Raw genomic sequence first — 24,810 nt, forward strand, 5'->3', positions numbered from 1 at the left:
GAGGCCACAGCAGGAATATCGGATGTCCAACGGGACCAAAACAATCGCCATTGCCGGCGCCGGCAGCATCGGTTGCTACGTTGGTGGGTGCCTGACGCTGGCTGGCCGGCCGGTGATTCTGCTGGCGCGGCCGCGCATCGACGCGGCTTTGCGGCAAGGCGGATTGCGCATCACCGACCTCGACGGCCGCGACCGCTTGATCGAGCCGAACGGGATTTCGGTGACAGCCGATCCGGTGGCCGCCTTGCGCAACGCCGATTTGATCCTGGTGACGGTCAAGAGCGGCGCGACGCAAGAGATGGCCGCGCTGATTGCCGCCCATGCCGGCCCGGACGCGGTGGTGGTCAGCCTGCAGAACGGCGTCGACAATGCCGGCATTTTGCGGGCCGGGCTTGGCCAGCGGCTTGTGCTTGCCGGCATGGTGCCGTTCAACGTCGTCCAGTCACCCGACGGGTATTTGCCGTTGCGCGTGCACCGCGCCAGCGAGGGCAAGGTGGTCATCGAGGCGGGCATATCAGGCCTTGCCGAGCGCCTCGATGTCGAGGGGCTTGAAGTCGAAACGCATGCCGACATGACGGCGGTGCTGTGGGGCAAGCTGCTGATGAACCTGAACAACGCGCTTGCCGCACTTTCCGGCCTGCCGCTGGCGACGGAACTTGCCGATCGCCGCTGGCGGCTGATCCTGGCCGGCCAGATCGACGAGGCGCTGGCGGCCATGAAGGCGCTGGGCATCAAGCCGGCGCGCATCGCCGGCCTGCGGCCCGCACTGCTGCCAAAGGTGCTCAGGCTGCCGGACTGGCTGTTCAAGCGTCTGGCGCGGCGCATGCTTGCCATCGACCCGCAAGCGCGCTCGTCAATGTGGGACGATCTGCAGCGCGGCCGGCCGACCGAGATCGGCGAATTGCAGGGGGCGGCGCTGCGCCTTGCCGAAAAAGCAGGTACGCAAGCGCCGCTGCTGACCAGCGTTACCGCTTTGGTGCGCGCGGCGGAGGCGGCACAGCTTGGCTCGCCGGGCCTGAGGCCTGAGCAGGTTTCGCCGCCGGATGGCTCTCGATCAGCGTGATCTTCTGCCAGATCTTGCGCGACAGGTTGGAGCTCAAATTCTCGATGTCGTTGACCCCGTCGATGACCACGTCGTCATTGACCGACTGCGCGAACAGCGCGGCGATCTTGCCGGTGATCGACAGCATTTCGGAGCAATAGTCGAGGTAGCGCGCCAAGTCGGCGGCGTTGGTGATGCGGGCCGGTGAGTGGGCGGTTGGCTTGAAATTGGCCGAAAGCGTCGCCGGATCCTTGGTCAGCTGATGCATGTCGATGACATGGATCAGCGAGCGCAGGCCGTGCAGCTGGCGAAACACCTGCTTGCGCTTGATGCGCTCCTCGGTGCGGATCAACGCCAGGAAGCCGAGCACGGCCAGGATCATCATGTTGATCGTGGCTTCGATGCCCTGCACCGACTGCACCGCATCGTCGGCCTGGGAGATGTGAATGAGCGGCAGGATGGTGCCGACGAACAGGAAGATCAGGGCACCGGCGACCACGGCCGCGACGATGATGCCGCGCAGCCACCAGATCGGCGCTTCGAGCGCCTTCGCCGCCTTGGTCAGGTCGCGCGACAGCGACACCAGTTCGGCGGCGACGCCACGCAGGCCGGCATCGGGAAAACGCTCGGCGACGCGGCTTTCCAGCCGCTCGGCGGTGTCGATGATCAGTTTCGGATCAAGCGTGCGGTAGCGCATGACAAGAGGTCCGATCGACGCTCATGGTTCACCCGGCGCATTGGTGCGTTTGCCGTAGCGGTTGGGCCCAGGATCGCTCCTAAAGCACGCCAGGATGATGAGAAGAATGGGGCCAATGACAAGGGAGATCAACGCATAGTAGGTCGGCTTGCCGAAATCATGGAAGCGCTTTGCGGTCACGGCGAAGCTCGACCAGGTCGAAATCAGCAGCACGGACCAGAACACAACCGCCCAGATCTGACTGTTAGGGGTGCCAGGCTCCAGTCTGGCGAACTGGTAGAGCGGGAAAAACTGGGCGACCAGCAGCAGCAGACCCGCCAGCACGTATGCGCTCGGGCTGACGCGGCCCGAGAGGCTGAAGAAGAGCCAGGGAAGTTGCGGCTTGTCGGTCAATCGCGCAGCAATTCGTTGATCGAGGTCTTGGACCGCGTCTTGGCGTCGACGCGCTTGACGATGACGGCGCAATAGAGGCCTGGGCCTGGCTCGTTGTTTGGAAAAGCCTTGCCTGGCATCGAGCCGGCGACGACGACGGAATTCGGCGGCACTTCGCCATAGAAGACCTCGCCGGTGGCGCGGTCGACGATCTTGGTCGATTGGCCGATGAAGACGCCCATGCCGAGCACCGAGCCTTCGCGTACGATGCAGCCTTCGACCACTTCGGAGCGCGCACCGATAAAGCAATTGTCCTCGATGATGGTCGGGCCGGCCTGCATCGGCTCCAGTACGCCGCCAATGCCGACGCCGCCCGACAGATGCACGTTCTTGCCGATCTGGGCGCAGGAGCCGACCGAGGCCCATGTGTCGACCATAGTGCCTGAATCGACATAGGCGCCGACATTGACGAAGGACGGCATCAGCACGGCGCCCGGCGCGACATAGGCGGAACGGCGCACGATCGAAGACGGCACGGCGCGAAAGCCTGCCTTCTCGAAATCGACCGCGCTCCAGCCGTCGAACTTCGACGGCACCTTGTCCCACCACACGGCTTCGCCGGGACCACCCTTGATAATTTCCATCGGGTTGAGCCGGAAGGACAAAAGCACGGCCTTCTTCAGCCACTGGTTGACGTGCCAGTTGCCGTCGGCCTGGCGCTCGGCGACGCGCACGGCCCCGTGGTCGAGCAGGTCGAGCGCCGCATGAATGGCGTCGCGCGTCTCGCCGCGGGTTGCGGTCGAAATCGTATCGCGCTCCTCGAAGGCCTTCTCGATGGTCTTTTCGAGGCTCGCCAGATCGGGCTTCGACATGAATTCGCTCCATTACCAAGCTGTTAAGGGGCAGCGCCTTAACCTGTTTTGAAAGTCGCGCGGGCCTTGGGCATGCTTCGTCTGCGCAGGTCTTTGCATGTAGCAGGTTCTTGTCGCAAAACCGCAGGACACTTTTGCGGAACCTGCTTATGTGAAGGCATGGGGAGGGTCAATCGCGGCTGCGTCACGGGACGGCGCAAGTGAATTATTTGGACGGGTAAACTGATATGACACCTATGGAAAAGGCGGGATGGACGCCGCTGCCGCATTCGGACGAGGATCTGGAGCGGTCGAAAAGCGTACCCGACACGCCGCAGACGCGCGCCGAAACCTATCGTCTGGCCTGGAACGATCCGGAATTCATGACGCGGCGCGAATTGCGTGCGGTGCGGCTGCAGCTCGAACTCTTGAAGCCAGAGATGATCCTCGCCGAACGCGGCATCCGCTCGACGGTGATCCTGTTCGGCGGCGCGCGCATTCCAGAACCGGGCGGCGAAGCCTGGGCGGCCAAGAACGAGACGCAGAAGAAGAATCTCGAGGAAAACAGCAAATATTACGAGGAGGCGCGCAAATTCGCCCGCCTCTGCTCGCAGCAGTCGGCCGCCTCCTACTACCGCGAATTCGTCGTGGTGACCGGCGGCGGGCCGGGCGTCATGGAAGCCGGCAACCGCGGCGCCGACGATGTCGGCGCCCCGTCGATCGGCCTCAACATCGTGCTGCCGCACGAGCAGGCGCCGAACGCCTATGTGACGCCGGAACTGTGTTTCAACTTCCACTATTTCGCCATCCGCAAGATGCATTTCGTCATGCGCGCCAAGGCCGTGGCGGTATTCCCCGGTGGCTTCGGCACCATGGACGAATTCTTCGAGACACTGACCCTGATCCAGACCGGCCGCATGGAGCGCGTTCCGGTGATCCTGTTCGGCAAGTCGTTCTGGAAGAGGGCGATCGATCTCGATTTCCTCGCCGAGCAAGGCACGATTACGCCCGGCGACCAGGACATCATCGATTTCGTGGACACCGCCGACGAAGCCTGGGGGATCATCAGGCGCTTCTACAAGTTAGGGGAGTAGGGTTAGGAACTGGGGAATTGAAGAATTGAAGAATTGAGGAAAAAGCGGGTTCGGATCGTTCCTCCGGTTCCCCAGTTCATCAATTCCTCAGTTCTTCAATTCCTCTACCCCCTCCACAATCGCCGTGAGAAACGTCGCGAGGTCGTCGGTGACGAAATCCACGTCGTCCTCATTGGCCGGATCGCGTTCCCAGATTTCCGCGAAGGTCGGCTCGAAATTGCGCGGCACGATGAGCACCGTGGTCATGCCGAGTGATTTGGGCACGGCCAGATTGCGGGCCAGATCCTCGAACATCACCGCATTGTGGCCGGTGACGGCGTGCAGTTCGGCGAATTTCTCATAGGTCTGCCGCGACGGCTTCGGCGTCAGCCCGGCGGCGACGATGTCGAAGATGTCGTCGAAATGCTCGAGAATGCCGAGCTGGCGCGCGGTGCGTTCGGCATGCCGGCGGTCGCCATTGGTGAAGATGAACTTGCGGCCTGGAAGCTGGCGGATCGCGGTGCCGAGCACGGGATCGGGCACCAGCCATGAATAATCGATGTCGTGGACCTTCTCGAGAAAGTCGTCGGGGTCGATGCCATGGCGCGTCATCAGCCCGTTCAGCGTCGTGCCGTATTCCTGGTAGAGCTCCTTCTGCAGCTTGCGCGCCTCGTCGCGCGGCAGCGTCAGCAGCTCGCCGACATAGGCGGTCATCTTGACGTCGATCTGCGAAAACAGGTTCGAGTGATGCGGATAGAGCGTGTTGTCGAGGTCGAACACCCAGTCGGTGACGTGGGCGAAGCGGGCGGGATCAGGGAGCGTGGTCATACCCGTCTTATGGCACGAAACGATTTCCCTGACAGGGGGATTTATCCACAACTTATACGCGTCGAACGTGACGAAAGTGGTGCCAAGATTCAAATTTTAGGCATCGCCGAAAGGTGACCTTCAGGGCTTGCTGGCACAGAGACGGTTCAGTGGGAGCCAGCGATGAACCGCATATTTCTAAAGTCCGCCACCGTCGCTTTCGCCTCAGTTGCAACCTCGCTTCTGTTGACGCTGATCATCGTTCCCGCGATGGGATTCCCGATCAGCCGCACCATCTGGTTGAGCTCGACGGTCTGTCCGCTGGCCCTCGCCTGGCTCGCCACCGCCAGCACCTTCTGGCAGAGCGACAGGTTGAAAAGCGCGCATCGCGAACTCGCTCGCGCCCACGCTCAACTCGCCGCTGCCCACCGGCGGCTGTCGGAAAAGGCGAGCCGCGACGACATGACCGGCATGCTCAATCGCGAGAGCTTCTTTGCCGCGCTCGACGGCTCCCGGCGCAAATCCGACCGCGGTGCGCTGCTGATCATCGATGCCGACCATTTCAAGGCGATCAACGACAGTTTCGGCCACCTGACCGGCGATGACGCGCTGCTTTTGATCGCCAACGCCATCGAACGCGGCGTGCGCAGCGGCGACGTGCTCGGCCGCATCGGCGGCGAGGAATTCGGCGCCTTCCTGGTCGGCGCCACCGAACAGGAAGCCAAACGCGTCGCCGAGCGCATCCGCCGCGAAGTCGAACTGATTCGCTTTCGTCCGGTTGACGAGCGAACGGTTCCGCTGACTGTCAGCATTGGCGGCGTCACCTGCGCAGAAGACGTCAATGTGTCGGACCTGATGCGTGCCGCCGACCGGCGGCTCTACGAGGCCAAGCATCGCGGCCGCAATCTATCGATCCTCGACCGGGACATTTCCGAAGCCGCCTGAAGTCCCGCTTAAGCCCGCCGCGCTTGTTAGGCAATTGCTAACCTTGTTCTCACTCAACCATGCCGTTTACCCGCCTGAAATCAGGTTCCGGCTAGGTTGGCACGAGATTGGCATCTCCCGGGGCTCGTGTGCCGTTCAGAGAACGCCATGCGGGATCGAAGTTCCATCGAGAGACGTGTCATGAGTTTCTTCGTCAAGAGAATATCACGCCGCACGATCGTCCAGGCGCTGATGGCACTGCCGGCGCTGTCGCTGCTGCGCCGCCTGCCCGATACCGACCCCCCTTTCGTCGACCCAAATGAGATCGTCGAGGTCAATGGCTGGATCCTGAAGCGGAGCGATCTGGCATGATCTTCGACAGCTACGAGGCGTTCAAAGCCGCGAACTTTGCCGCCAAGGTTTGCATCCTCGGCTCGGGACCTGCCGGCACCACAATCGCCAGGAAACTTGGCGCCGCCGGCATTCCGGTTGTCGTGCTGGAGGCGGGCTCGCGGGAATTCAGCGACGATTCGCAGGATTTCTACCGCGGCACCACGGTCGGCGATCCCTATTTCGATCTCGACATCACCCGGCTGCGCTTCATGGGCGGCAGCTCGAACCATTGGGCGGGATGGTGCCGCGTGCTGGACAAGCAGGACTTCGAGCCCAAGGCCTGGGCGCCCGATACCGGCTGGCCGATCAGCCGCGCCGATATCGAGCCCTATCTGCCGGAAGTGCACGATATTCTGGAACTGCCGGCTTTCCAGCCGGATGTGCCAATTTCGGACGACATTCGTTGGGTGCAGCTGATCAAGAGCCCGGCGGTGCGCTTTGGCGAAAAATTCGCCGACGAGCTCGACAAGAGCAAGAACATCGCCGTCGTGCTCAACACCTATGCCACCGAGCTTGCCGGTGACGGCAAAAGGGTGACCGGGGCCAAACTCTGGTCGAACGGCCAGGATGCCGGTTCGTTCACTGCCGAATATTTCATCGCCTGCACCGGCGGGTTGGAGAATTCACGGCTGCTTTTGTGGTCGAACCAGCGCTCGAACGGCGGTGTGGTGCCGAATGCGACGGCGCTCGGCCGCTACTGGATGGAGCACCCGACCTTCGAGGGTGGCAATGCCATCCTGGCCGACTATGGCGAGTTCCAGGTGGATGCCGTCAACGAGGCTTTCTTCTCGCCGACGCTTGCCGCGATGGAGCGCCTGCAGATCATGAATTTCGGTATCCGGCTGATCGAAACGCCCTATGCCGGCGTCAAGGGTCTGATCGCCGACCTCGCCTGCACGGCGCCCGACGCGGCCGAATGGGTCGCCTACCAGCTCAGCCAGAACCTGCGCTGCGCCGCCCAGCTCTATGTCGCTTGGGAACAGGCGCCGCTGGCCTCGAACCAGATCGAACTGTCGAAGACCGACGTCGACCACGCCGGTGTGCCGCGCATCGAACTGCATTGGAAGAAATCGGAGCTGGAACGCCGCACCATCCTTGAGGGACTGCGGCTGTTCGGCACGACATTGGTGCAGAAGGATCTCGGCCGGGTGCGCATCGCCGACTGGCTCACCAAAGGCGAGGACTATCCGACCAATGAGGAACTGGCCGGCCACCATCACATGGGCGGCACCCGCATGGGCACCGACGTGGCCAAGAGCGTCGTCGACGCCAACTCCAAGGTGCACGGCATGGAGAACCTCTATGTCGGCGGCTCCTCGGTGTTCTGCACCTCGGGCGAGTGCAATCCAACGACGACCATCACCGCCCTGGCCTGCCGGCTCGGCGATCATCTCAGCAAAATCATCGCGGTGTGACGCAGGTCATCACCCGTCTGACCGCCAAAAAGCCGGCGGCGCCGGCAGCAGTGATTGCTGCCGGCACCGCCCTGGCGCGCCTTTGGGTGGATTCTGATCTGACCTAGAGCATGATCCCGAAACCGGTTTTCGGGAACACAGGGCCTCATCCCGGGTCCATCGGGATGGGACAGCCTCTAAAGACCGTAGACGGCGATACGCACCAGCACGGCGGCGGCAGCCAGCGATACCAGCAGGATGCCGAGGCCGATGGGGGAACCCCAGCCGTACCATTCCATCGCCAGCTTGGCGTATTTGAACTCTTCCTCGTGGGAGAGGGGCGCACGCTGTTGGATCAAGCTCATTTTTCACTCCTTGTTTGCGGTTGGGCCCTTGCTATGTCCGGGTCGCCGCCGCATATTGTTATTACGGTCTAAATGTTAGACAGATTGATAGTTAGATGATCGAACTAAATTCGTCAAGCGAAAATCGCAACGAAATGACCACGGCTATCGGCCTGGCCATCATGCAATGGCAGGACGCGACGCAGGCCTATGACGAAGCCGTGGGGGTGAGGCTCGGGCTGAACATGGCGGAACGCCATTGCATCGGGCTGCTCTATGGCGGCCCGCAATCGGCTGGTGCGATCGCCACGGCAACCGGGCTGACGCCGGCCGCGGTGACGGCGCTGATCGACAGGCTGGAGGCGCGCGGCCTGCTCACGCGCACGCGCAGTCTGGAGGACAGACGCAAGGTGGTGATCGAGGCAACCGAGGCGACGCGAGACCTGTCGGCGCGCTACTACGGCGCCATTGCGCGGGAAGGCGAAAAAGTCATCGCCACCTTCAGCGATGCTGAGCTCGCCACCATATCGCGTTTCGTCACCACGGCCCTCGACCTGCAGCGCGACCAGCTGGCGCGGCTGAAGGCCGAGACCGACTGACCCTTTACACAGTGGCCGGGTCGAGCGCCGGCTGGCCTTTGCGGCGGCCGACGATGTCAGCCATGTCGGCGGTCTGGAAGGCGTCGCGCAGCACGTCGAAGGACGGCAGCACGAAATAGGCACGCTGGAACTTGTCGATCTCGTAGCTGGTGCGCATCACCGTTTCGAGGTCGAAGGGAACGTGGTGGGCATCCTTGCTGGCGACGGCGAACTGCAATTCGGTGAAGGACGACATCAGCCCGGCGCCGAACGCCTTCAGGGGCTGACCAGGCTCCTGCATCAGCCCGTATTCGGCGGTGTACCAGTAGAGGCGGGTGATCATCTCGTCGCCGCCCAGCGCGATCACGTTCTCGGCCTTCTGCCCATACATCTGCATGAAATCGGCAAACACCGGCTGCGTCAGGATCGGCACGTGGCCGAAGAAGTCATGGAACATGTCCGGCTCGACAATGTAGTCGAGCTCCTGTTCGGTGCGCAGCCAGTTGGTGACCGGGAAGCGGCGGTTGGCGAGATGGTCGAAGAAAGGGGCGGCGGGAATAAGCCCCGGCACGGCGACGATTTCCCAGCCGGTGAGCTTGCGCAGTTTTTCGCTGACCGCGCCGAAATCCGGGATCTTGTCGAGCAGGCCAAGGGCGGCAACGCCGTCGAGATAGGAATGGTGCGCCAGTTGCTGCGTCAGCTTCGTCTGGCGGTCGCAAAGCGTGCGCCACACCGCCTGTTCGCTGGCAGAGTAGTCGTAGCCTTGCGCCACGGTGAAATCGGCACGGCAGACCGAATAGTCGCCGCGCAGGCCCTGTGCCGCGCAATCGCGGGCGTAGTCGGCAACACTCATCGTCATGGCTGTTCTCCTCGCAAATCATCAATGGCGAATTCTGCCGCAACGCTAACCTGACTTGCCGAGGCAAATCGGTTTTGATGATGGCTCAAACGGGATATTCGAGATAATATTCACTCAACACGCGCCACTGGAGAGTGAAAATGCCTCAGTTTGACGAGTTCGAGATCAAGATGCTCGACATCCTGCAGCGCGATGGACGCAAGTCGGTGTCCGAACTCGCCCAGGAAATCGGCCTGTCGACTACACCTTGCGCGCGGCGTTTTGAGGCGCTTCAGGACACAGGCATCATCAAGGGATTTGCCGCCGTGCTCAGCCGCCGCGCCGTCGGACTGATGGTCGAGGTGTTCATCGAGGTGCGACTCACCAGCCACAGCGACGGCTCGCCCGAAGCATTCATCGCCGCCGTGCAGCGCATGGACGAAGTATCCTCGTGCTGGACGATGACCGGCGACCACGATTTCCTGCTGCATGTGATGGTGCCATCGGTCGACGAGCTCAACGCCTTCGTCATGCACCGGCTGATGCGGCTCGACGGCGTGCGCGACGTCCACACACAACTCGTGCTGCAGAACATCAAGGGGCCGGGCCACGTGCCGCTCGGGCATCTCAGGCGCTAGGCATTTCTGCCGAAAAGCTGCACACAAACTGCTGAACAGAGCCCAATTCCAAGTTTGAATCGCCGGCTACGACCTGCGGACCGCCATTGCGAAGGGTCCGTCATGAACATCGTGCTGATCAATCCGCCGCACACCGCCATCGGTAGCCGCGTGCCCGACGACCACCTGCCGCCGCTCGGCCTGCTGGCGCTGGGCGGCCCGCTGATCGATGCCGGCCATGCCGTGCGCCTCGTCGATGCCGAATTCGGGCCGATGCCGCTCGCCATGCTTGTTCGTGATGCCCTGAGCGATCATCCGGATTGCATCCTGATCGGCCACTCTGGTTCGACCTCGGCGCATCCGACTGCCTTGGAGATCGCACAGATGATCAAGGCGTGCGAACCGGCAACGATGGTCATCTATGGCGGCGTGTTCCCGACCTATCACTGGCGCGACATTCTCTCCGCCACGGATGTCTTCGATTTCATCGTCCGCGGCGAAGGCGAGGCAACCATCGTCGCTCTGGTCGAGGCGCTGGCGAGACATCGGCCGCTGGCGGAAGTCGCCGGCATCGCCTTTCGCGACGATTTGCGCCGTCCCTTCGCCACGCGGCCGGCCGGCACCATCGCTGCTCTTGATGACTATCGCGTCGGCTGGGAGCTGATCGATCATAGACGCTACAGCTATTGGGGCGGCAAGCGCGCCGTGGTCATGCAGTTTTCGCGCGGCTGCCCGCATCTGTGCAATTATTGCGGCCAGCGCGGTTTCTGGACCCGCTGGCGCCATCGCGACCCCGTGAAATTCGCCAAGGAGATCGCCTGGCTGCACCGCGAGCATGGTGTCGAGCTGATCAATCTCGCCGACGAGAACCCGACCGTTTCGAAGAAGGCCTGGCGCGCCTTTCTCGATGCGTTGATCGCCGAGAACGTGCCGGTGCTGATCGTCGGCTCCACCCGCGCCGACGATATCGTGCGCGATGCCGACATCCTGCACCTCTACCGCAAGGCCGGTGTCATCCGCTGGCTGCTCGGCATGGAGAACACCGACGAGCAAACGCTGCAATTGATCCGCAAGGGGGGCAGCACCTCATCCGACCGCGAGGCGATAAGGCTGCTGCGCCTGCACGGGATCCTGTCGATGGCGACCTGGGTGGCCGGCTTCGAGGACGAAGGCTTTCGCGATCTGTGGCGCGGCTTTCGCCAGCTCCTCGCCTATGACCCCGACCAGCTCCAGGCGCTCTATGTCGCGCCGCATCGCTGGACGCCGTTCTTCCGCATCGCCAGGGACCGCAAGGTGATTCAGCAGGACGCCCGCCTGTGGGACTACAAGCACCAGGTGCTGCAGATGACGCGGCTGAAACCGTGGATGCTGTTCTTCAGCGTCAAGCTGATCGAAGTGGCGGTGCAGTCGCGGCCGAAGGCGCTGGCGCGCATCCTGTTCCATAGGGATCCGGAGCAGCGCCACTCGATGCGCTGGTACACGCAAATGGGCCGCCGCGTCTGGTTCCGCGAGGTCTGGGGTTTTCTCGCGCGCGACCGCAGGGTGAAAGACGGCCCGACGCTGGCCGAATTCTGGGGCGCGCCGCAGGACGCGGAAGAGGAATCGATGGTGTTCGCGCGCCCGGCCCGCAAGCCGGCCGCGCCCGCTATCGGAATTTCGCCGAGCGCCTGAGGGCGCTATCGGCCTTCGTTGCTCAGGGCACGATCAGCGTGCCGGCGCCATGCTCGGTGAACAGCTCGAGCAGCACTGCATGCGGCGTCTTGCCGTTGAGGATGACGACGCCTTCGACGCCGCGCTCGATCGCCTCGATGCAGGTTTCGACCTTGGGGATCATGCCACCGGTCACCGTGCCGTCCTTGATCAGCGCCTTGGCCTCGGCCACGGTCAATTCGTCGATCAGCTTCTTGTTCTTGTCGAGCACGCCGGGCACGTCGGTCAGGAACAACAGGCGCGTCGCCTGGCATGCGCCGGCAATGGCGCCGGCAAAGGTGTCTGCGTTGATGTTGTAGGTGTGGCCATCGCGACCGGGCGCCACCGGCGCCAGCACCGGGATCATTTCCGAGCGCGCCAAGAGGTCGAGCAGCGTGCGGTCGACCTCGACCGGCTCGCCGACGAAGCCGAGATCGAGCACCCGCTCGATGTTGGAGTCCGGGTCGATCATGGTCTTGCGCGCCTTTTCGGCAAAAACCATGTTGCCGTCCTTGCCGCACAGGCCGATCGCCCATTCGCCCTCGGCGTTGATCAGCGCCACGATCTCCTTGTTGATCGAGCCGGCCAGCACCATCTCGACGATCTCGACCGTCTTCTGGTCGGTGACGCGCAGGCCGCCCTCGAACTTCGATTCGATGCCCATCTTGGCCAGCATGGCGCCAATCTGCGGCCCGCCGCCATGCACGACGATCGGATTGACGCCCGACTGTTTGAGCAACGCGATGTCGCGGGCAAAAGCCTTGCCGAGCTCGATGTCGCCCATGGCGTGGCCGCCATACTTCACCACCACCGTCTTGTTCTCGTAGCGCTGCATGTAGGGCAGCGCGCGCGAAAGCAGCGCGGCCTGCATTTCGGCGGTGGCGGTGATCTCCGTCATCGGTATGTTCCCGGATTGCTGGAAAGGACGGCGGCGTCTTAGCGGGAATTGGGGCAAGCCGCAAACGGCTTTGCTGTCACAAATTGATGAAGCCAGCCCTATCGCGTCATTCGACCAGATCCGGCCTCAAGTTCGGGATCACGGTTTAGGCCGGTACCTTGAACAGCGCCCGCCGCGCCAACCACTCCGAAATCTTTTCCATCTGCGCGGCCAGCGACAAAAGCGTCTCTTCATCGCCTGGCCGGCCGACGGCCTGGATACCGAGCGGCAGGCCGGCATCGGTGACATGCACAGGCAGCGCGATCGACGGCTGGCCGGTGACGTTCTGGATCGCCGGCCAGTGGGTGAACCACAGGCTCTTGTCCATCAACTGCCCGAACAATGGCTTGAGTTTCAAGAGCCGGGTCAGGTGCAGTTTGTCGAGCACGTTTTCGATGAGCTCGTCGGCCCCTTTCGGATCCATGGCGCCGCAGGCGAGTGGCGGGTGCGCAATGATTGGCATCAGCACGGCGTCATACCGGGCGGTCTCGGCGATCAGCCGGCGCGATGTCGCATTGAGCCGCTGCAGGCCGGCATAGATGTCGCCGGCCGAGACGATCTCGCCGAAGCGCGCAATGATGCGCGTGGCGCGTTCGATGTCGCCCAGGACGGAGCGGCCGACGCGCAAGGCCTCGCCGCGCATCGTGCCGGCCACCGCCGAGGCGACCGACCTGGCAAAATCGGCCATGAAATCGCGATCGATATAGGGCAGGTCGATCTCCTCGATCGTGTGGCCGCCTTCACGCGACAACGCCACGGCGATGTCCAACGCCTTCAGCGTCTCCTCCGATATCGGCAGGCCAAGCGGCGATCCTCGGTAGACGGCGAGCTTGAGCTTGCCTGGATCGCGCCCTGCCGCGGCGACGAAACTGCCTTTCGGCAATGGTGCGGCATAGGGCGCCAGCGGATCGGGGCCGTGCGTCAGGTCGAGCAGCAGGGCCGTATCGCGGACCGAACGGGTGACGGCATGATCAACGACCATGCCGTACCAGGCTTCGCTGATCAGCGGCGTCTGCGGCACGCGGCCGCGTGAGGTCTTCAGGCCGACCAGCCCGCTACAGGCGGACGGCACCCTGATCGAGCCGCCGCCATCCGCGGCATGCGCCGCCGGCACCACGCCGGCAGCAACGAGGGCGGCTGCGCCACCGGAAGAACCGCCGCTGGTATGGGCCGTGTTCCATGGATTGCGGGTGATGCCGAAAGCTGCGGATTCGGTCATCAGCCTCAGCCCTTGTTCGGGCGAGGTGCTGGTGGCGATCGGAACGAGGCCGGCGGCGAGGTAGCGCTCGGTCATCACCGAGTTGAAATCGGCGGTGAAAGCCGGAATGCGGCTGCCGGAATGCGTCGGCACGCCCTTGATGGCGATGCCGAGATCCTTCAGTGCAAACGGCACGCCGGCAAGCGGCAGCTTGCGGTCGATGGCTTTGGCGCGCGTCCGTGCCGCGTCGTAGAGCGTCTCGGCGATGGCGTTGATGTCGGGACGGGTGGCCTCGGCGCGCGCAATCGCGGCGTCGACAAGCTCCTGTGGCGAGATCTCTGCCTTGTGCACGAGAGCGGCGAGGCCGGTTGCATCTTGCTCCCAAAGAACCCGTTCAACCGACATGTCTGAAGTCCTCCGCCTATGGGAAGGCTAGCGGCCGGCGATTTCTTTGGCAATCGATGCGGTCGAATACTGGCGGGCCTGAGGCAACAGCGGTTTACGTGGACAATAACGTTTCCACCGTTGCAAATACATGGCAATCGCCTAATTTATCGGCATGACGCCGCAGGACATCTCCACCCTGATTGTCCGGACTTCGATGAAGGATCGGGCCGCGTTCGATCTGCTCTACCGGCAGACCAGTGCGAAACTTTTCGGTGTCTGCCTTCGTGTATTGCATGACCGGGGAGATGCGGAAGAAGCGCTGCAAGAGGTCTTCGTCAAAGTATGGACGAAGGCAGACCGTTTCGCTGTTTCCGATCTGAGTCCGATCTCCTGGCTGGTGGCAATCGCGCGCAATCACGCGATCGATCGCATCAGGGCGAGGCGCAAGCCTGCCGCCGATATCGATGCCGCGCTCGACGTGGCCGATCCGGCTCCGGGACCTGAGGCTATGGTTGTGGCGGGTGGTGAATCCGAACGCATCTATCAATGTCTCGATGAGTTGGAACAGGACCGGGCAGCGGCTGTCCGGGGCGCCTATCTCAATGGCGAAAGTTATGCCGAATTGGCGGAGCGCCACAGCGTTCCGTTGAACACGATGCGGACCTGGCTACGGCGCAGTCTGCTGAAACTTAGAGAATGTCTGGAAAGATGACGCTGGCACAAGACAACGGACCGGAACGTGGAGGCGACGACCTGCTCGCCGCCGAATACGTTCTCGGCGTGCTGGCAGCGGACGAACGCCAGATTGCCTCCAGCCGTATCGACGTGGAAACCGGCTTTGCCCGTCTTGTTGACGGCTGGGAAGTGCACTTTTCGCCGCTGGCGTCCGCCTATCCGGAAGTAGCGCCTCCGGCGACCGTCAAGGTCGCGGTCGACCGCCGGCTGTTCTCGTCCACCGCAACAAGCTCCACCACGACCACGCAATCCAGCGCCGGCCTCTGGGCTAGCCTTGCCTTCTGGCGCGGCCTTGCCACCGCGGCTGTCGCGGCGCTGGCGATCTACATTGCCGTGCCCTACATCAACCCGCCGGTCGAGCAGCCGCAGACGCGCCTCGTCGCCTCGCTGGGCGCGGAAGGCAGCGACGTCAAATATCTGGTCGTCTACGACGCCGCCCATCACGATGTCGGCCTGTCCCATGTCTCCGGCGAACGCGCCGCCGGCAAGGACTTCGAGCTGTGGATGATCGAAGGCAAGAACAACCCGGTCTCGATGGGTGTCATCCCGGCCGGAACGACCACGCACCTGACCATCACGCCGGCCGTGCAGGAAAAACTTGCGCAAGGCGCCGTGCTGGCAGTCAGCGTCGAGCCCACCGGCGGTTCTCCGACCGGTCAGCCAACCGGACCGGTGGTCGCGGCGGGCGATCTGAAGAGCATCTGACAGGCTCCCGGCGTCAGTTTTCCGCAAAAAGTATATAATGGATCACTGCCTGGTCGTACGCATATGCAAAAAAGCATATGAGTCGGCAAAGCCAATGCAGAAAAATCTGCGCACAGACATGCAAAAAATAAAAAATCTCCTGATTTGATGAAACTAACGCATTTCTATTCCGTAACTCCCTCGCGTCCCAAATATGGGAAACGATAACCCCGAGGAGTTCAAAATCATGCGTAAATTCGCCACCCTTTTGCTTGCCGGTACGATCGCTGTTTCTGCACTTGCTACCGCCGCCTATGCCGAAAATCCAATGGTCGGCGGCGCCGCCATGTTTGCCACCAAGAACATCGTCGAGAATGCCGTCAATTCGAAGGATCACACGACGCTGGTCGCCGCCGTCCAGGCGGCCGGCCTGGTCGAGACGCTGCAGAGCGCCGGTCCGTTCACCGTCTTCGCACCGACCAACGAGGCTTTTGCAGCCCTTCCGGCCGGCACCGTCGAGACGCTGCTCAAGCCTGAGAACAAGGACAAGCTCACCAAGATCCTGACCTGCCACGTCATTGGCGCCAAGGCGCTGGGCGCGGACGTCGCCGCGATGGCCAAGGCCGACGGCGGCACGCACAAGGTCAAGACCGTTGGTGGCTGCGAGCTGTCGCTCAAGGCTGACGGCGGCAAGGTTACCGTGACCGACGAGAACGGCAACGTCGCCAATGTGACGATCGCCGATGTCGAGCAGTCGAACGGCGTCATCCACGTCATCGACAAGGTTCTTCTGCCGAAGATGTAACAAAAGCTTCGCCGCCAGCGAAGCTATGGCCAAGGCTCCAAGTAGATTGCGCGGCTACCGTCCCCTCGTGACCCGCGCAATCGACAAGCGTACACTCCGCACCGTCCGCCCTAAGCGTGGAGCCGTTGCGGAGTGTCCGTTTTCAGGGGGCATGATCCCGAAAGGTGGAAGCCGGTTTTCGGAAAAGATCATGCCCAAACAAAGAGCTCTGATCGTCACCGGGTTTTGATTTCCTTGTGACGGTTGAATTTGGCAAAGGACAGCAGGAGGAATGGTCATGAACCGTCGCGACTTTCTTTGGAGCGGTGCCGCCGCCGTGGCATTGCTGGCGGGCACGGCAACCATGCTGCGCATGGGCGGAGCGCAGGACGCGCGGGCAGCGGAAAAATTTGAAGTCACCAAAACCGACGCCGAGTGGCACGCCATCCTGTCGGATGAAGCCTTCAATGTGCTGCGCAAGGAAGGCACCGAATATCCAGGCACCAGCCCGCTGCTCAACGAGCATCGCAAGGGCATTTTTGCTTGCGCCGGCTGCGACCTGCCGGTCTATCCCTCGGAGACCAAGTTCGACTCGGGCACCGGCTGGCCGAGCTTCTGGCAGGAGATCGCCAATGGCATCGGCAAGACCACGGACCGGTCGCTCGGCATGACCCGCACCGAGGTCCATTGCCGCCGTTGCGGTGGCCATCTCGGCCATGTCTTCGACGATGGTCCCGCCCCGACCGGTCTGCGCCATTGCATCAACGGCGTCGCCTTGACCTTCAAGCCGGCGGCGGCCTGACGGCGCCGGTCAACGCCCGCCGATCCGCGCCAGAGCCCGGCGGTTCCGCGGCGGCTGGGCCGTGAACTCATAAATGCGGAATGACCCGAGATGGGGCGGACGACGGCCTGTCTGCTTCCGGCGATCGAAGTGACACGCCGCCATCCAGCGGCACTATTTCAGAGGCAAAAAGAGTTCAAGGATCACTTCGCGTAGCGGCCCCTCGGGGAAGTAGGACAGATGCCGTTGGCAATAGATCGGAAAATCGCGTGCTTCCTCGCCGCTGGCCGGAAGCCATTCACGATAAAGGAATAGCGCGGCGGGCTCGAGATTGTTGGTATTGCCGGGATAGCGCAGCACCGCGCAGCGTCCGCCGGGGATCACGCCGGCCTTCATCTGCGCGTCATTCGCCTCGATCGGCTGGTCGGTCCCGGCACACAGGTCCATGCTGTAGTCGGCCGCGATCGCCGGCTCCCTTTCGGAACGGAAGACGTTGAAGGTTGGGCTTGTCTCGGGCGACAGGCCGGCGGCCTTGCGCCAGGCGATGAAGCGCTGGATGGTGTCCTGGAGCGTCGCCCGGTCGCCGCGATGCTCCATGATCGCCACCGGCGTCGGCGGCACTTCGCGGATCGTCACATCGTCGGGTTCGAAGATTATCTGCATGAGCTTGTTCCTTGCTTTGTCGAGAGGCCCGAAGGCCATAAGCCACGACCCCCAGTCGGGAGACTTCCGGAACGACGAAGGCGATTGCCCGAACCGTTGTCGAAAGGCGCGGGCGAAGGCATCCGGTGCGTCGTAACCGGCATCCATCGCTATGTCGGTGACGCTTTGGGCGTCGCTCTCGGCAAGCCTGTACGAAGCGCGCTTCATGCGGGCAAGCTGGACATAGCGATGCACGGACACCCCGAAGGTTGACGTGAACTGCCGGTGGAAATGGTATTTCGAGAACGCCGCGACGCCGCTCAACGCTTCCAGGCCCAGATCGTCGTCCAGGTGCTGGTCTATGTGATCCAGCACCCGCTGCATTCGGGCATGGTAGTTTTCAAGTGCCGCCTTCATCGTCTCTTGCTCCGTGGCGACACCAGCTACGCCCTTCCGGATATGCCGCGCTCGACCGATCTTGCGATTTGGCATGGATCAACAGGTGCCTGCCAGCAACGGCATACAGGCGAGCCCGATCTACGGTTGAACGGCGGAATACGCCTGCATCCCTTGGTCGGTTGTGGATGGTCGGCTTGACAAAACATGACCCCGGAAATCGTTTCCAATTTCCGGGGTCATGCGCGAGGGCGCCAGGGGGGTTCCGGCGCGTCTCAATGGCCTCCGCCGCCACCGCCGGCTGCGACAGGTTTGCGGATCACCATGGTGAACAGTCCCAGCGTCGCAAACAGCACCGTCAGCATGAAGAACACATCCATGAAGGACAGCAGCGCTGCCTGCTGGTGGACCATGGCGGACAGCTTGGAGATCGCAGCACTGGTGGCGTCGAGGCCGGCAGTCTGCTCGAAGTTGAGCGTCATGTTCTGCAGCTTCTGCTGTGCCGCCGCACTGCCCCATTCCACATGCTCGGCCAGCCTTGCGTAGTGGAAGGCATTGCGGTCGATCAGCACGGTGTTGATGACGGCAAGGCCGACGGCGCCGCCGAGGTTTCGGGTCAGGTTGAACAGGCCGGACGCGTTCTTCAGCCGGTCGGGCGGCAATGTGCCCAGCGCGATGTTGTTAATCGGCACCATGCACAGCATCATCGAACAGCCGCGCAGGATCTGCGGGATCAGCAGCTCATAGAAATCCCAGTCGGCGGTGAGATGTGTCATCCACCAGGTGCCCGTGGCAAAGCCGAAGAAGCCGATCATCATCATCAGCCGCGGGTCGATCTTGCCCGACAGGATGCCCGAAATCGGCGCGGTGAAGAACATCGCCAGGCCGCTGACGAACAGCGCCTCGCCGATCATCATCGAATCGTAGCCGCGGATGCGTCCGAGGAACACCGGGTAGAGATAGGTCAGGCCATAGAGGCCGATGCCGATGACGAAGGAGAACAGCGAGCCGAAGGCGAAATTGACATTGCTGAACGCCCTCAGGTCGACGATCGGCTCCTCGGCAGTGAACACACGCCAGAAGAACAGCACCCCGCCAACGGTCATGATGATGGCGCAGATCAGCACCGCCTGGTCCTGCAGCCAGTCATTGTTGGGACCTTCCTCGAGCACATATTCCATGCAGCCGAGGAAAGCTGCCATGCCGGCGAGGCCCCACCAGTCGAACTTGCTGAACAGCTTGAGGTTTGGCTTGTCGAAGTCGATCAGCGACCAGGCGGCCACCGTCACCATGATGCCGGGCACGACGTTGACCAGGAACAGCCAGTGCCAGGACATGGCATGGCTTATATAGCCGCCGACGGTCGGACCGATGGTCGGCGCCAGCGTCGCTACCAGGCCGATCATCGGCGACACCACGGCGCGGCGCGACGGCGGGAAGATGGTGAAGGCCGCGGCAAAGACGCTCGGGATCATGCCGCCGCCGATGAAGCCCTGGATGGCCCGGTAGACGATCATCTGGTCGATGTTGGTGGCGGTTGCGGCCAGCGCGCTCGCCGCCGTGAAGCCTGCCGCCGAAATCGTGAACAGCACGCGTGTCGACAGCATCCGGCTGAGGAAGCCCGACAGCGGAATCATGATCACCTCGGCGATCAGATAGGCGGTCTGCACCCACGGGATTTCGTCGGAACTGGCGCTCAGGCCGGCCTGGATCTCGGCCAGCGAGGCCGAGACGATCTGGATGTCGAGGATGGCCATGAACATGCCGAACACCATCGCCAGGAAGGCGATGACGCGCCGCGTCGAAATGGTGGTTGGCATGGCCGGCATTGCCGGCGCCGATCCTGCTGTCAGGGTTGCGGTCGCCATGACCCTAGCTCCCGGTTTGCGCTTACTTCGACGCCGAAGGTGCCGTACGGCTGTCGACGGCGACGACGACGCTCAAGCCCGCGCGCAGCCTGCCGGTCTTCAGCACGTCAGCCGGAACGTCGATGCGAACCGGAACGCGTTGCACGACCTTGGTGAAGTTGCCGGTGGCGTTTTCAGGCGGCAGCATCGAGAACACCGCACCCGAAGCCGGCGCCAGCGACGACACGGTGCCCTCGAAATCCTGGCCGTCGGTCGCATCGACCGAAATCCTGACCTTCTCGCCGGGCACCAGGCGGGCAAGCTGCGTCTCCTTGAAATTGGCGACGATATAGAGCTTGTCCATGGGCACGATGACGGCGAGCTTCTGTCCGGGGCTGATCAGGTCGCCCTGCTCGACCGAGCGGTTGCCGACGACGCCGTCATAAGGCGCCTTGAGCACGGTGAAGGAGAGGTCGCGCACGGCCTTGTCCCGGCTCAGCTGAAGCGAGGCCAGCGTGCTTGCCGATTCCGCGCGCTGCGCCTGCAGCACGCCGATATTGGCCTGTGCCGCGGCGATCTGCGCGTCGGCGCCGACAAGGGCTGCATTGGCCTGATCGACCGCGGTCTGGGCATCGTCCAGCTGCGCCTGCGTGCCGACATGGGTCTTCAGCAATTGCGCGGCGCGCGACTGCGCACGGGCGGCGTTGTCGGCCGCGGCCTGGTCGGCGGTCTTCTGCGCCTGCGCCTGGCTGAACGAGGCGCGCGCGGCTTCAGTCTGGGCATCGATGCGGTCGAGCGTCTTGCTCAAGGTGGCGATCTGCGCCTCGGCCTGGGCAACGGCTATTCTGTAGTCGCCGTCATCGACGACCAACAGCGGGTCGCCGGCCTTGACCTGCTGGTTCTCGATCACCTTGACCTGATCGACATAACCGGAAATCTTGGGCGAAATGAACGCCATGTCGGCCTGGACATAGGCATCGTCGGTCGAGATCATGAAGCGGCCGTCGGTCCAGTAATTGTAGCCGTACCAGACGCCGGCGCTGAGCAGGCCAGCTGCGATGATCGGCAGCAGAAAGGAGCGCACAGAACGCTTCTTCTTGGCCGGCGCTTCGACGGGCGTGGCGGCTGCGGGCTGGACGGGCACTTCCGGCGCTTCGGTCGCGGGGGCGACCTTGGCGTTGGGAAAGGGACGGACTTCGGCGGTGACAGGCGCGTTCGAGGACATGGTATCTCTCAGCAGGTCTAATATGAGGAAAATCTGTTATACTGAACCGTTCGGTTCGATGCGGACATTGACTTAGCGCGGAAACAGGCCCATATCAAGGGCAATCGAACCGATCGGTTCGAATTATTTTGCGAGGTGTGACTTTTATGGCCGAAATATTACCCGATGCCGGCGAGGAGCAGTGCGATGTGCTGGACAGCCTGCGTCGCGGCCGCCCGGCAGCAGGACAGGATCCGCTCAAACGCAGCCAGATCATCGACGGCGCCCGTCGTGTCTTTATCGACAAGGGCTTCGAAGCGGCGTCGATGAACGACATCACCCGCGAGGCCGGTGTCTCCAAGGGCACGATCTATGTCTACTTCGCCAACAAGGAAGAGCTGTTCGAGGCGCTGATCGAGGAAGAGCGCGGCACCATCTTCAAGAACATGTACGATGTGCTGGACCGCGCCGACGACCTGCGCGAGACGCTGGTGAAGTTCGGCAAGGTGCTGTCCATCAAGATCACCTCGGCCAAGGTCATCCAGGCGCAGCGCACGGTGATCGGCGCGTCCGACAGGATACCGGACATGGGCGCGCGGTTTTACGAACGCGGCCCCAAGCGCGGCCATGACAAGTTCGTGGTCTTTCTTAATGCCGCCATAGAGCGCGGCCTGCTCAAGATCGACGATGTCGACCTTGCCGCCTATCAGTTCACCGATCTGTGCCTGGCCGGCCTTTTTCGCCAGTGCATCTTCGCCTACCGCACGGAAGCCCCGGGGGAGGATGAAATCGACAGCGTCGTCAGGTCAGGCGTCGGCATGTTCCTGAAGGCTTACGGCACCGAGGCTCTTGCTTCGGAAGAAAGCCACCAGAGGATTGCCCTGGAGGCAAAGCGTTAGAGCCTGACCCACTCCGATGCATCGGAGTGGCGCTCAACTGCTTGGGCATGGCCCTAGCCGCCATTGGCCGCGAGCACGATCGCGGCCTTCAATTCCTCAAGGCCCTCGCTCTTTTCCGACGAAGTGGCGAGCACAAACGGAAACGCCGCCGGCCGCTTCTTGATTTTCAAAAGCGTCTCTTCGATCAGTCGCGGCACGCCGGCCGCCTTGATCTTGTCGGTCTTGGTCAGCACGATCTGATAGGACACCGCCGCCTTGTCGAGTAGCGACAGCACCTCGTCGTCCTTGGCCTTGATGCCATGGCGGGCGTCGATCAGCACATAAACGCGCTTCAGCGTGACCCGGCCCTTGAGATAGTCGAAGACCAGCTTGGTCCACTCGTCGACTTTCTCCTTGGGCGCGGTGGCATAGCCGTAGCCCGGCATGTCGACCAGCGCCATCGGCGGCAGGTCGGCGCCTTCGCCCGAAAATCCATCCGGCACGAAATAGTTGAGCTCTTGCGTGCGCCCCGGCGTGTTGGAGGTGCGCGCCAGCCCTTTCTGATTGACCAGCGCGTTGATCAGCGACGACTTGCCGACATTCGAGCGCCCGGCAAAGGCGATCTCCGGCGGCCCTTCCGGCGGCAGGAACTTCATCGCCGGCACGCCGCGGATGAAGATCCAGGCCCGGGTAAACAGTTCGGTGCCAATCACAGTCTTGTTCAACGCGTTCAAACCGCTGCCTCCAGAAGGGAAATGTCGGCGCCACGAATGGCATTGAGGTTGCGGCTGACCTTTTCCACCGGCCAGTCCCACCAGGCCACTGCCAAAAGCCGCCGGATCGTCCTGTCGTCGAAGCGCATCTTCACCACCTTGGCCGCATTGCCGGCGACGATCGCATAGGCCGGCACGTCATGCGTCACCACCGATTTTGCAGCTATGATGGCGCCGTCGCCGATTGTCACGCCGGGCAGGATAACCGCTTCCATGCCGATCCATACATCATTGCCGATCACCGTGTCGCCGCGCAATTCCTTCGACCACGTCTTCGGGTCGAAACCGTCCTCCCAGCCATGGCCGAAGATGTTGAACGGATAGGTCGAGAAACCGGACATTGCATGATTGGCGCCGTTCATGATGAAGCGCGCGCCCTCGGCGATGGCGCAGAACCTGCCGATGATCAGCCGGTCGCCGATGAATGGGTAATGATGCAGCACGCATCGCTCGGCGAATTTGTCTGGTCCATCGGGGTCGTCATAGTAGGTGTAGTCGCCGACCTCGATGTTCGGCGCCGTCACCAGGCCCTTCAGGAAACCGACGCGCATATGCATCGGGATCGGATGCTTGATGTTGGGGTTGGGTCCGATCATGGTCTGGCTCCGTCAAATCCGATAACAGGCAAGGTCAAAATAGCGCGATCCGCCCGGCGGCACCAACGGCCTGCGGAACGGATCAACCCTGGCTGTTCATCGATGGAGCGTTCCTGAAACGAAAGGGCGCTTATAGGGGCGCGCCGCGGCTGCGTCTACCGCGCCGTCGGCATTGTCCTGAAGCCGCACGAAATTGCCGAATGCCGGCCGGTTTCGCAGATAAACCGGGGTCCTGAGAAGGACCTTCAGGACCCCGGTCTGCCGCCACGGCCTCCCAAACACCGGCGCCTGTGCGCCGGAAGCCGTTATGGCAAGGGTATCTTGGCGTCGTCGCGAACACACCGCGGCAACGGCGCAGTTACGGCGCGTGGCAGGCCAAAGTTTCGCCGGCTGGGTCGCCGGGCAAAAAACTCCGAATGAACCGGGGGTCTCTTCGAAGCTAAAACCGGGGCCCTGCGAGGGACTGCAGGACCCCGGCCGTGCCGAGAGAGCTCCGAAACTTGGCCTCTCATGAGGTTGAAAAGGCAGGATCCCAGAAAGCCGACGGGACAGCTGCCTTTTCCATTGTCGGAACCGTTACTTCGGCAAGAGCACCTTGTTGACGACGTGGATGACGCCATTCGACTGGTTGACGTCGGCCACCGTAACCTTGGCGGTGTCGCCGGACTCGTCGACGATGTAGAGCGAACCGCCTTTGACTTCGGCGGTCAGCGTGTCGCCGCTCACCGTCTTCATCTCGTATTTGCCGCCCATCGCCTTGGCCTTGGTCATCATGTCCTTGGCGGAGATCTTACCGGCCACGACATGGGCGGTCAGGATCTTGGTGAGCTGGGCCTTGTTCTCGGGCTTGACCAGCGTGGCGACGGTGCCGGCGGGCAGCTTCTTGAAGGCGGAATCCGTCGGCGCGAATACGGTGAAGGGGCCGGCGCTCTCCAGCGTTTCGACCAGGCCGGCTGCCTTGACGGCCGCGACCAGGGTCTTGTGGATCGGCGAGTTGACGGCGTTTTCGACGATGTTCTTCGAGGTCAGCATCGCGGCGCCGCCGACGGCGGGGTTGGCGAGCGAATAGGCCGTCGTGGCAGCGAGGCCGGACAGCGCGAGACCAGCGGAAATGCAGAATGCCTTGAGGATGGACTTTGCCATTGGAGAACCCTTCTGATGCGACAATTGTTGATTCGATTGTCGGAGAGAGTTACGCGGCGGCGAAAGGATAGTTTCCGTCAGCGGAAGAAAAAATACAATAAAAACAAATAGTTATATGAACTGCGCCGGCCCACGGCCAGCGTCCCCGCGACGCAAGCCGCGAGGCTATAGGATCAAACGAAGCGGTCTCCGGATGGGGGCTGAGC

Annotated in this window: 27 protein-coding genes; 13 read left to right on the forward strand and 14 right to left on the reverse strand. The window is 62.6% G+C overall.

The genetic code is table 11. The features are described from left to right. Positions 1-22 precede the first annotated feature (22 nt). Entirely contained in the window at positions 23-1,063 is a 1,041-nt protein-coding gene (locus AC1D0N_RS00905; protein ID WP_477240468.1) for a 2-dehydropantoate 2-reductase, read from the forward strand. Here the strand turns inward: AC1D0N_RS00905 and AC1D0N_RS00910 are convergent. Genes AC1D0N_RS00910 through dapD form a run of 3 tightly spaced genes read right to left on the reverse strand, consistent with a single transcriptional unit; the run spans position 966 to position 2,983 of the window. Next, positions 966-1,739, reverse strand: a complete 774-nt coding sequence (locus AC1D0N_RS00910; RefSeq protein ID WP_477240470.1) for a hypothetical protein — start codon at positions 1,737-1,739, stop codon at positions 966-968. The two genes, AC1D0N_RS00905 and AC1D0N_RS00910, sit on opposite strands and share 98 nt — an antisense overlap. A gap of 21 nt (positions 1,740-1,760) precedes the next feature. Further along, a complete protein-coding gene (locus AC1D0N_RS00915; protein WP_477240472.1) occupies positions 1,761-2,132 on the reverse strand; it encodes a DUF805 domain-containing protein in 372 nt (123 codons plus the stop codon). Continuing rightward, a complete protein-coding gene (gene dapD, locus AC1D0N_RS00920) occupies positions 2,129-2,983 on the reverse strand; it encodes a 2,3,4,5-tetrahydropyridine-2,6-dicarboxylate N-succinyltransferase (protein ID WP_477240474.1) in 855 nt (284 codons plus the stop codon). The genes AC1D0N_RS00915 and dapD overlap by 4 nt, the downstream gene beginning before the upstream one ends. Before the next feature lie 227 nt (positions 2,984-3,210). Between dapD and AC1D0N_RS00925 the strand changes: the two genes are divergently transcribed. Further along, positions 3,211-4,056, forward strand: a complete 846-nt coding sequence (locus AC1D0N_RS00925) for an LOG family protein (protein WP_477240476.1) — start codon at positions 3,211-3,213, stop codon at positions 4,054-4,056. Positions 4,057-4,143: 87 nt separating this feature from the next. Here AC1D0N_RS00925 and AC1D0N_RS00930 read toward each other — a convergent pair whose 3' ends face one another. Next, on the reverse strand, positions 4,144-4,863 hold the full coding sequence (locus AC1D0N_RS00930) for a pyrimidine 5'-nucleotidase (RefSeq protein WP_477240478.1): 720 nt from the start codon (positions 4,861-4,863) through the stop codon (positions 4,144-4,146). A gap of 162 nt (positions 4,864-5,025) precedes the next feature. Between AC1D0N_RS00930 and AC1D0N_RS00935 the strand changes: the two genes are divergently transcribed. The 3 genes from AC1D0N_RS00935 to AC1D0N_RS00945 all read left to right on the forward strand — a co-directional run bounded on the left by AC1D0N_RS00935 (position 5,026) and on the right by AC1D0N_RS00945 (position 7,574). Next, positions 5,026-5,787 (forward strand): GGDEF domain-containing protein, encoded by a 762-nt coding sequence (locus tag AC1D0N_RS00935; RefSeq protein ID WP_477240480.1) that lies wholly within the window; start codon positions 5,026-5,028, stop codon positions 5,785-5,787. A gap of 180 nt (positions 5,788-5,967) precedes the next feature. Continuing rightward, a complete protein-coding gene (locus AC1D0N_RS00940) occupies positions 5,968-6,138 on the forward strand; it encodes a hypothetical protein (RefSeq protein WP_477240482.1) in 171 nt (56 codons plus the stop codon). Continuing rightward, the gene (locus AC1D0N_RS00945; RefSeq protein ID WP_477240484.1) at positions 6,135-7,574 is read left to right on the forward strand and encodes a GMC oxidoreductase; all 1,440 of its coding nucleotides are present in this window, start codon (positions 6,135-6,137) and stop codon (positions 7,572-7,574) included. The genes AC1D0N_RS00940 and AC1D0N_RS00945 overlap by 4 nt, the downstream gene beginning before the upstream one ends. A 176-nt stretch (positions 7,575-7,750) precedes the next feature. On the opposite strand, the gene AC1D0N_RS00950 is transcribed toward AC1D0N_RS00945, so the two are convergent. Continuing rightward, positions 7,751-7,918 carry a hypothetical protein gene (locus AC1D0N_RS00950; RefSeq protein ID WP_352635611.1) on the reverse strand — a complete coding sequence of 56 codons (168 nt, stop codon included), beginning with the start codon at positions 7,916-7,918 and terminating at the stop codon, positions 7,751-7,753. 95 nt (positions 7,919-8,013) lie between these two features. Here AC1D0N_RS00950 and AC1D0N_RS00955 point away from each other — a divergent pair, with 95 nt between their 5' ends. Further along, positions 8,014-8,496, forward strand: coding sequence for a MarR family winged helix-turn-helix transcriptional regulator (locus AC1D0N_RS00955; RefSeq protein WP_477240486.1), 483 nt, complete (start codon positions 8,014-8,016; stop codon positions 8,494-8,496). Between the two features lie 4 nt (positions 8,497-8,500). Here the strand turns inward: AC1D0N_RS00955 and phhA are convergent, their stop codons facing one another. Continuing rightward, positions 8,501-9,334 (reverse strand): phenylalanine 4-monooxygenase, encoded by an 834-nt coding sequence (phhA, locus tag AC1D0N_RS00960; RefSeq protein ID WP_477240488.1) that lies wholly within the window; start codon positions 9,332-9,334, stop codon positions 8,501-8,503. Between the two features lie 140 nt (positions 9,335-9,474). Here phhA and AC1D0N_RS00965 point away from each other — a divergent pair, with 140 nt between their 5' ends. Together AC1D0N_RS00965 and bchE are read left to right on the forward strand one after the other, a co-directional pair. Further along, positions 9,475-9,951 carry an Lrp/AsnC family transcriptional regulator gene (locus AC1D0N_RS00965; RefSeq protein ID WP_477240490.1) on the forward strand — a complete coding sequence of 159 codons (477 nt, stop codon included), beginning with the start codon at positions 9,475-9,477 and terminating at the stop codon, positions 9,949-9,951. A gap of 102 nt (positions 9,952-10,053) precedes the next feature. Beyond that, the gene (bchE, locus tag AC1D0N_RS00970; protein WP_477240492.1) at positions 10,054-11,601 is read left to right on the forward strand and encodes a magnesium-protoporphyrin IX monomethyl ester anaerobic oxidative cyclase; all 1,548 of its coding nucleotides are present in this window, start codon (positions 10,054-10,056) and stop codon (positions 11,599-11,601) included. Positions 11,602-11,623: 22 nt separating this feature from the next. On the opposite strand, the gene argB is transcribed toward bchE, so the two are convergent. Both argB and AC1D0N_RS00980 read right to left on the reverse strand, forming a co-directional pair. Beyond that, positions 11,624-12,517, reverse strand: a complete 894-nt coding sequence (argB, locus tag AC1D0N_RS00975) for an acetylglutamate kinase (RefSeq protein ID WP_477240494.1) — start codon at positions 12,515-12,517, stop codon at positions 11,624-11,626. Positions 12,518-12,662: 145 nt separating this feature from the next. After that, on the reverse strand, positions 12,663-14,159 hold the full coding sequence (locus AC1D0N_RS00980; RefSeq protein ID WP_477240496.1) for an amidase: 1,497 nt from the start codon (positions 14,157-14,159) through the stop codon (positions 12,663-12,665). A 154-nt stretch (positions 14,160-14,313) separates the two neighbouring features. On the opposite strand from AC1D0N_RS00980, the gene AC1D0N_RS00985 reads away from it, so the two are divergent. From AC1D0N_RS00985 to msrB, 4 genes are all read left to right on the forward strand, one after another. Then, positions 14,314-14,853 (forward strand): sigma-70 family RNA polymerase sigma factor, encoded by a 540-nt coding sequence (locus AC1D0N_RS00985; protein WP_477240498.1) that lies wholly within the window; start codon positions 14,314-14,316, stop codon positions 14,851-14,853. After that, on the forward strand, positions 14,850-15,581 hold the full coding sequence (locus tag AC1D0N_RS00990) for an anti-sigma factor (protein WP_477241830.1): 732 nt from the start codon (positions 14,850-14,852) through the stop codon (positions 15,579-15,581). The genes AC1D0N_RS00985 and AC1D0N_RS00990 overlap by 4 nt, the downstream gene beginning before the upstream one ends. 226 nt (positions 15,582-15,807) lie before the next feature. Continuing rightward, positions 15,808-16,365, forward strand: coding sequence for a fasciclin domain-containing protein (locus tag AC1D0N_RS00995; protein ID WP_477240500.1), 558 nt, complete (start codon positions 15,808-15,810; stop codon positions 16,363-16,365). Positions 16,366-16,642: 277 nt separating this feature from the next. Next, positions 16,643-17,146, forward strand: a complete 504-nt coding sequence (msrB, locus tag AC1D0N_RS01000) for a peptide-methionine (R)-S-oxide reductase MsrB (protein ID WP_477240502.1) — start codon at positions 16,643-16,645, stop codon at positions 17,144-17,146. Between the two features lie 153 nt (positions 17,147-17,299). Here msrB and AC1D0N_RS01005 read toward each other — a convergent pair whose 3' ends face one another. The 3 genes from AC1D0N_RS01005 to AC1D0N_RS01015 all read right to left on the reverse strand — a co-directional run bounded on the left by AC1D0N_RS01005 (position 17,300) and on the right by AC1D0N_RS01015 (position 21,235). Next, entirely contained in the window at positions 17,300-18,184 is an 885-nt protein-coding gene (locus tag AC1D0N_RS01005) for an AraC family transcriptional regulator (RefSeq protein WP_477240504.1), read from the reverse strand. Between the two features lie 254 nt (positions 18,185-18,438). Then, positions 18,439-19,992, reverse strand: a complete 1,554-nt coding sequence (locus AC1D0N_RS01010; RefSeq protein ID WP_477241832.1) for a DHA2 family efflux MFS transporter permease subunit — start codon at positions 19,990-19,992, stop codon at positions 18,439-18,441. 61 nt (positions 19,993-20,053) lie between these two features. Beyond that, complete coding sequence (locus AC1D0N_RS01015; protein WP_477240506.1) at positions 20,054-21,235, reverse strand: HlyD family secretion protein; 1,182 nt, start codon at positions 21,233-21,235, stop codon at positions 20,054-20,056. A gap of 146 nt (positions 21,236-21,381) precedes the next feature. On the opposite strand from AC1D0N_RS01015, the gene AC1D0N_RS01020 reads away from it, so the two are divergent. Beyond that, positions 21,382-22,113: a TetR/AcrR family transcriptional regulator gene (locus tag AC1D0N_RS01020; protein ID WP_477240508.1), complete on the forward strand. Its 732-nt coding sequence runs from the start codon at positions 21,382-21,384 to the stop codon at positions 22,111-22,113. A gap of 53 nt (positions 22,114-22,166) precedes the next feature. On the opposite strand, the gene yihA is transcribed toward AC1D0N_RS01020, so the two are convergent. The 3 genes from yihA to AC1D0N_RS01035 all read right to left on the reverse strand — a co-directional run bounded on the left by yihA (position 22,167) and on the right by AC1D0N_RS01035 (position 24,604). Further along, positions 22,167-22,826, reverse strand: a complete 660-nt coding sequence (gene yihA, locus AC1D0N_RS01025) for a ribosome biogenesis GTP-binding protein YihA/YsxC (RefSeq protein WP_477240510.1) — start codon at positions 22,824-22,826, stop codon at positions 22,167-22,169. Continuing rightward, positions 22,823-23,461 (reverse strand): CatB-related O-acetyltransferase, encoded by a 639-nt coding sequence (locus AC1D0N_RS01030; RefSeq protein WP_477240512.1) that lies wholly within the window; start codon positions 23,459-23,461, stop codon positions 22,823-22,825. The genes yihA and AC1D0N_RS01030 overlap by 4 nt, the downstream gene beginning before the upstream one ends. 576 nt (positions 23,462-24,037) lie before the next feature. Continuing rightward, positions 24,038-24,604, reverse strand: a complete 567-nt coding sequence (locus AC1D0N_RS01035; RefSeq protein WP_477240514.1) for a fasciclin domain-containing protein — start codon at positions 24,602-24,604, stop codon at positions 24,038-24,040. Positions 24,605-24,810: the final 206 nt, after the last annotated feature.

It is taken from the genome of Mesorhizobium sp. P2_E10, from assembly GCF_056404235.1.